7 protein-coding genes are annotated in these 9,324 nt (G+C 54.0%); all 7 read right to left on the reverse strand.

The window, feature by feature from the left end; genetic code table 11:
* Positions 1-282: 282 nt before the first annotated feature.
* The gene (locus H9625_RS16450; protein ID WP_191765370.1) at positions 283-1,467 is read right to left on the reverse strand and encodes a hypothetical protein; all 1,185 of its coding nucleotides are present in this window, start codon (positions 1,465-1,467) and stop codon (positions 283-285) included.
* Between the two features lie 576 nt (positions 1,468-2,043).
* A complete protein-coding gene (locus tag H9625_RS16455; RefSeq protein ID WP_191765372.1) occupies positions 2,044-3,060 on the reverse strand; it encodes a fimbrillin family protein in 1,017 nt (338 codons plus the stop codon).
* Between the two features lie 30 nt (positions 3,061-3,090).
* Positions 3,091-3,990, reverse strand: coding sequence for a fimbrillin family protein (locus H9625_RS16460; RefSeq protein ID WP_191765374.1), 900 nt, complete (start codon positions 3,988-3,990; stop codon positions 3,091-3,093).
* A gap of 86 nt (positions 3,991-4,076) precedes the next feature.
* Positions 4,077-5,996, reverse strand: a complete 1,920-nt coding sequence (locus H9625_RS17820) for a fimbrillin family protein (protein WP_225226477.1) — start codon at positions 5,994-5,996, stop codon at positions 4,077-4,079.
* Positions 5,997-6,043: 47 nt separating this feature from the next.
* Positions 6,044-6,961: a fimbrillin family protein gene (locus H9625_RS16470; protein ID WP_191765376.1), complete on the reverse strand. Its 918-nt coding sequence runs from the start codon at positions 6,959-6,961 to the stop codon at positions 6,044-6,046.
* A 26-nt stretch (positions 6,962-6,987) separates the two neighbouring features.
* Entirely contained in the window at positions 6,988-7,884 is an 897-nt protein-coding gene (locus H9625_RS16475) for a FimB/Mfa2 family fimbrial subunit (RefSeq protein ID WP_191765378.1), read from the reverse strand.
* Entirely contained in the window at positions 7,881-9,122 is a 1,242-nt protein-coding gene (locus H9625_RS16480; RefSeq protein ID WP_191765380.1) for an OmpA family protein, read from the reverse strand. Before H9625_RS16480 ends, H9625_RS16475 begins: the two co-directional genes overlap by 4 nt.
* Positions 9,123-9,324: the final 202 nt, after the last annotated feature.

Here is a 9,324-nt window from a genome sequence, read left to right on the forward strand (position 1 = left end):
TTTTGGCTTGTAATCTCTAATTCCTGTCGTCTGTGCTGTTCGTTGAGCCAAATATAGACGATGCCGAAAATGACGAATAGTATCAGCACATATCCCGCCGCTATCTTGGTGCGCAGGTGCCTGGTTGCTATTGTTTTCTGTTTCATGCGGTTTACCTCATTTTGTTTATAGTTTCTCCTATGAAAATGCAGCCCACTGACCTTGCGGTAGCGGGCTGCGGTGTCTGTATGATGTTACCGGGCACAAATGCTCCCGCCCGGAATGGGAGTTCTTAATACTTTGTTACGGTCTTGCCACATTGACAGACATGACGCTTGCTTGCGAAGCATCATTCTGCCCCTTCACATACGCACGGAAAGACTTCACCTTTACTTTGTCTCCATTGGTTATCGGATAGAAGTTGTTGTTCTTCAGGAAGTAGCCCGCGGTGGGTGTAGCCACACTCATTGTACCTACCATGAAGTTGTCTGTCGCAGGGGTGGTTACCAGTTCCACGCCTGCGGCACTTTCGGCGCTGAAGGTGATGCTGCCTGTACCGGGTGTTTGATAGAACAGCGGCTTGCCGGCTTCAAAATCGGTTTCTACGAGGGTAATCTCGTCGCTTTCCAACTCCAAAACCTGATAGTAAGTAACCTGACCGCCAGCTACAGAAGTAGGAACGAACGGCAGACAGATGGTTCCATATTGGGAGTTATCTGACAGGGCACGGACATAAGTAACCTTTTTGCTTTTCAACTTGAGGTGGTAACCTGCATACTCGCTAATACCCTTATCGTCAGTCAGCGTTATTTCGCCTAAAACAATAGCTCCCGTTCCTGTCAATTCCTTTGCATCTGCAGTGAACGTACCTTCCAATACCAGTTCTCCGTTTACAACCAACTGGTCGGCATCTGCAGTCAAAGTCTTATCTTCCGGAATCGTCAGGGTGCTGCCCGACGGGATGGTGAGGGTGTTCCCGCTTTCAATGGTGAGGTTATCGGTCAGGGTATAGCTGCCGCCCACGGCGCTGGTCTGGTTGCTCTGGCCGTAGATCAGCCAGCTACCGTTGCCGGTGGGGGCCAGCGGTTTTTCAGTGAAAAAATTATCACATAATATCACACTGTTGGCCAGCAGGGTGGAGTTGTCCCCGACGGTTACGAACCCTGTGCTGCCAAAGGGGTTCTGGACGTAAATGCCGCCCGCCGTGTCCTCCGCCGATCCGCTCCGGGCGGTGAGGGAACTGCTGCCGGATAGGGTCACAGAAGGGGAAGAGGAAGGGGAAGAGGAAGCAATATAAAGGCCATAACTTGCATACCCAGCAGACCCGCTGGTGGCGGTCACGGTGGCGTCGCTCACGGTGAACGAATACGCAGAGATGCCGTAACTGATATTTCTAGCAGCAGAACCGCCAGTGGCGGTCAGCGTCCCTCCCTTCACCGTAACCGTGCCAGATACATCGAGTCCGCTCGAAGGATTGTTTCCGCTCACGTTGCCGGCGATGGCGGTGACGCTGCCGCCTTGCTGGGTGAATGATCCATAGACATAGATACCATAACTGCAACTGCCGCCTCCGCTCGTATCAGCCCCCCGCGCGGTCAGGCTGCCGCCGCCTTGGATGGTCAGATTCCCATCTAAAGTATTGATGCCCCGGGATTGGTCGTTACACACAACGCCCGTGACGGTGCTGCTGCCCTCCAGCACGATGGTCAGGTCGCCCTCTGCGTAGATGCCCGCGCTGAAGTTGGTGCTGCTATCCCCGGTGATGTTGGCGTCCTTCAGGGTCAGGGTGCCGGTGGCGCTGTCGTACTTGACGTTGTAGTCGGTGGTACTTTCCGTGGCGGTCAGCTTGCCGTTTTCGTCGGTCGTCCAGCAGCCGCCGCCCAGCACACTGGTGCCGCCCACGGTGAGGGTGGTGGGATTGCCTGCCCATGTCTGTCCGGCACCGAATAAGCCGAGCAACGCTGTCAGCAGACAAAGGAGGCGCAGCCGGCTCTTATCGTATAGTTTGTTTCTTGTCTTCATTTTGTTATTCCGTTTATTTTATGGTCTGAATTTTATTGTTTGTCAATCGGCAAGGATATACTCGCCATCGTCAGGTGTCAGTCCGTCCGTCGAAGTCTGGATGCTGAATGAAAATGAAAGGGCTGCGTCTGCCGTTCCGCTTTCCGTCCAGCCGTCGGTACCCCAGTCGCCAACCGTAACGCTGTTGATGGTGGCACCATTCTTACCTACGGTCACGTTGAAGGTATAGGCTTTGCCCGATTCCAAACCGGTAGTCAGTTGTTGAACATTGGCCTTGACGGTAAGCGGAGTGCCGCCCTGAATGTTCAGCTTGACAAACGTATCATTAGTAGCATACTTGCCCGGCAGCAGGACGGCGGTGAAGCTGTGTTTGGCTTCTGTTGAAGCGTCCTCGCTGAATAGTCCGGTTATTGTCGTTCCATTGCCGGCAACGGTCAGTGTCTTTCCATCTACTGTAGTCGTTGTGGTAGGTAACGTGAATGTAGGAGCCTGGAATACAGGTTTCTGTGTGGCGTACTGGTCGCCGTAGCCGCTTATCTCCACGGTAACCTTGGCCAGGTGGTGCTTGAATGTCAGGTTCAGCGCATCGCTCTTACTTTGTGACGCTGCCGCCGTCATATAGTCCGCACGGCCTATGTAATTGGTTTCAGTTGGATTGCTGCTGCTCTGGTCGGCCGGGAGTTCAAACTGCGTGTAGGAGTCCGTTTTTCCTTCCACGACGGGATAATAGGCTTCAAAGGTGTTTTCGACATCGTCAGACCAGACTATGTAGTCGGTTCCTGCCGGACTCCATGCGCCATTGCTGTATTCGTAAACCGCCTTGTCCTTGCCTGTTATCGCTTCTGGCGAGGTGTTTGTTACCGAAATCTGGTCGTTCTCGTCCCATGCGTTGCCTGTTCCTGTCGTGTTCACACGGGTCTGCAGAGCCTCGATGCCTGCACGGATGTGTACGGCCATCGGGTCGTTGGCATAGTCGGAAGAGATGAAATCATCTTCACTTTGGCAGCCTGCCAACACCAGTGCGAGGGCGGCAGCCGGAATATATTTTGCTATTTTCATTCTTGTTATGTTTATGAATGTTGTTTACTTTTATTCTGTTACTAAGTCGCCGCCTTGCTGTTCCTCACCCCATGGGTCGGCAGAAATGGTACCCGTCGTCACTTTGTCGCGGCCTACGGTAAGATTCAGCGTGTATTCTTCACCACTGGCAAACGTAAGGTCTTTGTTGGATGTGAATGTATATACCTTTCCGTTGTTGTCGGTGATTTCCACCTTCAGGCTCTGAGCGAAGGTCTGCGGTACGAGGATGCACTCGTATTGCTTGTTTTCGGTTGTAGCATACAGGGTGATGGTCTGTCCGCTGTTGGTAGTCTTAACGATTGTTCCTTCGAGCAGGTTAACGACAATTTCCGTGGCGCAGTTGGAGAGCTTTACCGATTTGAAAGTCAGTCCGTCTTCAAGCTCGGTGCCCTTTGTCAGTGTCACGTTCAGCTTGGACAGTGCATGTTGGAAGTTGATGTCGAGTGCCGTTCCGGCTGTGGCAGTCTGTGTTCCGGTACACAGAAAATCGGATGCCTTTACGTTGCTATCGCTGCTCTGGTCGGTCTGTACCGTAAAGGCATAGCTTGCAGCATCGCCCACTGTTCCTGTATAGGGCAGATAAGCGTAATAGGTTACTGTTGCATCATTGCTTTTCCACAGGAGTTGTCCGCCCTGAATCGTCCAGCCACTTTCATATCTCACTTCCCGGTTCGTGCAGTTGTAGCGTTCGTCGCTGTTCGTGCCTTCCGTTGTCAGGTAAAGTCCGAAACTGCTTCCGGTCAGGTTCGTGTTGTCATAACCGGCACGGGTGGCCATCGGGCCTACGTTCACATTCAGTCCGATAGGCGTGTCGGCATAGTCGGGCGTGTTGAGCACGTCGCTGTCGTTGGAGCAGGCTGCCAAAAGGGTGGCCAGCACTGCTGTTGCCAAAATGTTTGCTTTTTTCATTTGAACTATTTTCTGTTAAGTTGTTAATTATTTATCTTTCAAAGATTCCTTTTTCGGATGAAACCGGAATCCCGTCCGACGGTTTATTATTTTTCCTCCAATGTCGGCAGCGCTCCGTTGAGTACGTACTTCCAGCTTTCAGAATTCAATGCGGTGTTCATGGCATCCACAGCCGTCTGCCAAGTAGTCGGGCCGTCCACCTGAGTGGTTTCGCCAGTGCCCGCCTGATTATAGCCTATGCCTTGTTCCTGACCGTTGTCTCCCCAGTAGCAGGCGGTGATGATACCGCCACCAAACATGGAGTCCTTGAAGTTCTGTCCCGCCACGCCGCCTGTGGCTCCGTCCGGGCCGCTGACAGTCCCATTGGCATGGTAGCAGGCGGTCAGGGTGCCATTAAAGTTGTCTCCCGTTACGCCGCCTACACAACAAGAGCCGGTTCCAGTGCCTGTACCGGTCACGTTGCCCGTGGCATAGCAGGCGGTGAGAATGCTGCCGGTTCCGTTAAGTCCCACCACGCCGCCAGCGAAGGTGTTGATTGTGGAGGCTCTTTCAAAGGTCACGTTTCCTGTGGCATAGCAGGCTGTCAGGGTGGCACTATTATCCGTTTTACCTGCCACGCCGCCGACTTCGCCCGTTCCCTTCACTGTGGCCGAGGAGCCGCATAGGGTGATGGAACCGCCAAATTGCTGGCCCACCACGCCGCCTGCGGTATGGCGACTGCTGACACTGCCCGACACCGAGCAGTTTTCAATGTTGCCATCGCTATTACCCGCTACGCCGCCAACACAGCCATACTGGTTATCGCTTTCTATCTGTACGTCCTTCAGCACCACATTCTTCACCGTGCCGCCGGAGCCGATGCGTCCGAACAGGCCCGCATATTCGTTACTTCCCGTAACGGTCAGCCCCGTGATGGTATAGTTGCCACCGTCGAAGGTGCCGGTGTATCGGTTATAGTAGTCTCCTATCGGCGTCCAGTCGATGTCCGAGAGGTCGATGTCATTGTCGAGGATGATGTTGATGTCGGTATCACCGCTGTTCACCACATCTGCCGCTACCTTCAGTCCTTCACCGCTGTAAATGGTGATGGTTTTGGTATTGGAATCGTATGAGTAGGCTTCGTTCGCTTCTGCGCCATCAATGGAAGTACCGTTTTCCCAGTCCGACACGTTGATGCCCGCATCGTCCAGTTCGATCCTGTCGCGTCCCAGCACAAGGTTCACCGTAGTGTATCTGCCCGGTTGCAGGTCGATGTCCGCAGAGTGGGTATAGGTATATACCTTGCCGTTCTCCAGCGTGACGTTGATGGTGCGGAACCCGCTCTGCCCGGGAATCATGATGCCGGCAAAGCTGGCGGATGTGCCCGTGAAGGGAATCACCACAAGGTTTTGACCGGTGGCCGGGGTTACCTCGACAGGATTCTCTAAATAATTCACGGTGGCTTCGGTGCATGCGGTTGCCGTTACCGAAGCCACTTCGGGTGCGGTTGTCCACTCGTTGCGGAACGAAAGGTTTACCACGAGCTTGGCCATTACATGCTCAAACTCCAGCTTCACGGCAGAACCGGTGGGCTTGGCCGTGGTCCTCGCCACCAGCAGGTCGCTCGCGGTCTGGTTATTGAAGTCCAGCGTATAGGGGTCGGCATCGTAATCGGTAGCTCCGTTGCGCTCGGGATAGATGCCGAGGAAATAGTGGTCGGACGTATTGTCGGCCCAAAGCATCTGCGGCTCGGCGGTCCATGTGCCGTCGCCGCCTAATGTATTGATGGAGTTGTCCACCACAAGCCGCTGCATGTTGTTGTCGGCTCCCAGCCAGGCATAGACACTGATCCGGTCATTCGTCTCGAAGGTGGTCGAGTTGCCGCTATGGGCCACACGGGTCATGGCTCCCACGGATGCCGTTACCCTTATCTGTCCAAGGTCTTGCGGTGGCAGTACATCGCTGTCGGTGCTGCACGCAGCCAACAGGATAGCGGTTGTTGCCAATAATAGATTCTTTATATTCATACGTTTGCTGTTTTAATCAGTTATAAATATATAGTCAGCACAGCGGTTTACGCACCCGGAAAAAATATGTTACCGCCATAGTCGCCTTCGAGCGGAGCCCAGTCGGTGATGGTGATGTCATTGTCTAAGGTGATTTCGTCACGTCCCAATGTCAGGTTGACGGTGGTGTACTTGCCTGTTTCCAACGGGATGGAAACCCCTACGTTATAGACGTATGGCTCGTCAATGTCTTTTACCTTGATCTGTATTTCAATTAAATTGCTGTTAGGAATCATGATACCGGCATAGCTGCAAGCGTAGTTGGCTGCCGGTGTTTCCAAAGCCGGGATGTCTATCGCCTTATTGTCGCCCTGTGGCGTAATCTCTCCGGAGAGGAGATTGACGCTTGCCTCCGCCTTTGCAATGGCTCTGACCGATTCCACGACCGGTGTTCCGGACCACTGGCTGCGGAAATTCAGGTTGATGACTAATTTCGACATCAGGTGGCTGAAGGTCAGCGCCACGGGCGTGTTAGTGGGCGTGATGCCCTTGTTCTCAGTGCCGGCATTCATGGCATAAAGAAGGTCGCTTGCCTCCTGGTCTTCAGGGGTCAGTACATAGTTCATGGCTTTCAGGTCGCTTACCTCCTGCACCGGATAAATGCCCAGAAAGTAATGCGCCGAACTGCTGTTTGCCCACAGCATTTGCGGGCTGGCCGTCCATGTGCCGTCGTCGCCTAAGGTGTTGACGGAATTGTCCACCACAAGCTGCTGTGCATCGTCGGCTGCACCCAACCAGGCATAGACGCTGATACGGTCGCCCGTCTCAAACACCGATTCGTCGCCGTCGGTTGTCACACGGGTCATCTGCCCGATGGAAGCATCCACCCGGATCTCTTTTGCCGGAGCATAGCCGGGTTCATGGTCGTTCGTGCATGCCGCCAGTACAAGGAGTGCGGCAGCAACGGATAACATGCTCTTCATCATAACTCTATCTTTATTTTATTTGTTAATTATATTCCGGGATTAAAGATGTCATCACTCGTAATCCAGCCTTCGCCCCAAGGGTTAATGTCGGTGGCGGTGATATACATGTAGGGCTGCATCCTGTCGTATTCCAATGCCAGCTCGTAGCGTTTCCCGGCAAGCATCAGGGGAGCTTCTGCCGTGTATTCATGACGGGAGCCGTCGGCAAAGGTCATGACCAGGTAGAGCATCGTGCAGGCTTCACCTTGTGCCGTTGGCATCAGGCGGGCATCGGTAGAGAGCGTCCCCCTGTCGGCAACGGCTTGCGGCAGGAGCGCATCTGTCTTTTCGGCGGAAGGTACGACGTAGCTGTTGTCATCGCCGCGCCGTGCCGGATAAAGGCAGGTGGCGGCATTGCGTACCGTGACGGCAAGCGACGCTCCTTCGGGCACGCCGTTGATACGGACAGCAAGCTCTGCCAGCAACGGAGCGACACGGATGACGGAACGGAGATTGATTCTGGTGTCGGTCACGCTTGCCACGGCCACGCCACCGACGGCGTGTGCGGGCGAAGCCGACGGGTCGGCAAGCGAAACGCGCAGCATGTCGGCTGTCCGTGTACCGTTCTCGTAATCATACCGGTACGGCTCTGTCAGGCCGCAGACGCCTACAAGCGTATAGTCGCCCTCCGGCAGGCTGAACAGGCCGGATGCCAGTTCTTGCGGAGAGGAAAACTCGTGCGCTTCCACTTCATGACCATCAGCGTCGTATATCCACAGGTTTACCGGGCTTGTGATGTCGGTCGGTTCGATGCCATCGAGCCATTCCATGCCAACGGCAAGGCCGGGGCTTTCATTTTCGTGTACGTCCTTGTCGCAGGCCGTCCATAGCGGCAACAGCATGAGCAGGGATACATATAGGAAATTTCTGACCGTATTTTTCATCGTCTGTCCTCCTTTCTTTTCTTGTCTGTCACTTCGGCACGGCGGGCTTTGTCCGCATCCTTCTCGTTCACGTCGCTGCCGCGTCCTACGGCTGTAATGCGTCCGGCTGCGATGCCGCGACTTTCAAGCCACTGTTTGACCGCTTCGGCGCGTCGGATGGAATAGCGTTCGTTTACGCTCCGGCTGCCACGGGTGTCGCACCAGCCCGTCACGACTATGTGCATGTCGGGATGTTCTTTCAGTATGCCGAGTATCGTTTCAAGCTTGGATGTCTCGGACGGACGAAGCGAAATGCTGTTGAAATCGAAATAGACAGTCGGGAATTCAAAATCGGTTTCGGTTGAATTGTCTGCTGCCGTGACGACAGTTTTCTGTGCCGTACTGTCCGTGACGGTCTGTTCCGGTATTTCCGCCGGGGCTGTTTCTACGGCATTGTCCCTCTCATCCTGCGGCTGACCGGCAGATGCCGGGTAAGCAATGCCGTGGTCTGCTTTCTTTCCGCTTTTCTTGCCGAACGCGAAACTGACACGTATGCCGCTTTCCCATATATAGTTGGCTTTGTGCCCGCTCTTGGGAAGTCCGTCCATGCCGTCGCCCGTAAGGTAAGTGACACCGCTGTAAATGCCGACACCTATACCGCAGGCAAAACGGTATCCTGCCTGAATGTTTCCGCCTGCACCCAGATGCCATTCCGTATTTTCCTTGCATGCCTCTTTTCCGCCGTCAAGGGTGGACAGGGAGGCTTTCGTGCCAACGGCTGCCAGCAGGGGCGACACCTCCACGCTCCACCGGCTTTGACGAGTGGACGGGAAAAAACCAAGCACATCGGCATTGAGCTGCAAACCGTAGCGTTGCGTCGTTACACTGCTTTTCAGGCCGGCATAGTCCCAGCCTTCCATTCCGAGTACCGGAGCATGATAACGGACACCGTCCGAACCAAGCCAGTAATTGCCGGAGATGCAGCAATCTCTCTGGCTCATGCTCATTTTCCCGAAAACAGCCAGAGCCTCCAAAGAAAGTACAGGATTGAAACGGTAGCCTCCATAAACTCCGCCGCTGAATCCCGCACGGGTCTTGTCGAAACCGAAACTGCTGAATGTGGATACGCCGAAGGGCACGCCGCCCTGCACGCCTGCATACCAGCCGGGGGATTTCGTATTTTCCGGGGCATCCTGAGCCATGAGCGGAGCTGCACAGAGCAGGATGCAGAGTAATAGAATATAGTTCTTTTTTTTCATATTACAGGTCATTGTCACTTGATGCTGCTAAGTTTTTAATGTGTCAAAATGGGGTATACGAAAATGAAAAAGGGTGGGAACTCCTGTAAAAAGGAGTTTCCACCCTTGCATGTATTGATGATAATTAAGTATATTAACGCGCGAAGATACGCCGGTCGCAATGTGTGTGTGTGTGTGTGTGTGTGTTTACACAAATCTCACA

Source organism: Phocaeicola intestinalis (assembly GCF_014837065.1).
GTDB classification, from domain to species: domain Bacteria; phylum Bacteroidota; class Bacteroidia; order Bacteroidales; family Bacteroidaceae; genus Phocaeicola; species Phocaeicola intestinalis.

Bases quoted from the DNA above. Each gene is read 5' to 3' on its own strand.
- H9625_RS16460 (WP_191765374.1), bottom strand. From the start codon at position 3,990: ATGAAAAAAGCAAACATTTTGGCAACAGCAGTGCTGGCCACCCTTTTG.
- H9625_RS16470 (WP_191765376.1), bottom strand. From the start codon at position 6,961: ATGATGAAGAGCATGTTATCCGTTGCTGCCGCACTCCTTGTACTGGCG.
- H9625_RS16475 (WP_191765378.1), bottom strand. From the start codon at position 7,884: ATGAAAAATACGGTCAGAAATTTCCTATATGTATCCCTGCTCATGCTG.
- H9625_RS16480 (WP_191765380.1), bottom strand. From the start codon at position 9,122: ATGAAAAAAAAGAACTATATTCTATTACTCTGCATCCTGCTCTGTGCA.
- H9625_RS16455 (WP_191765372.1), bottom strand. From the start codon at position 3,060: ATGAAAATAGCAAAATATATTCCGGCTGCCGCCCTCGCACTGGTGTTG.
- H9625_RS17820 (WP_225226477.1), bottom strand. From the start codon at position 5,996: ATGAATATAAAGAATCTATTATTGGCAACAACCGCTATCCTGTTGGCT.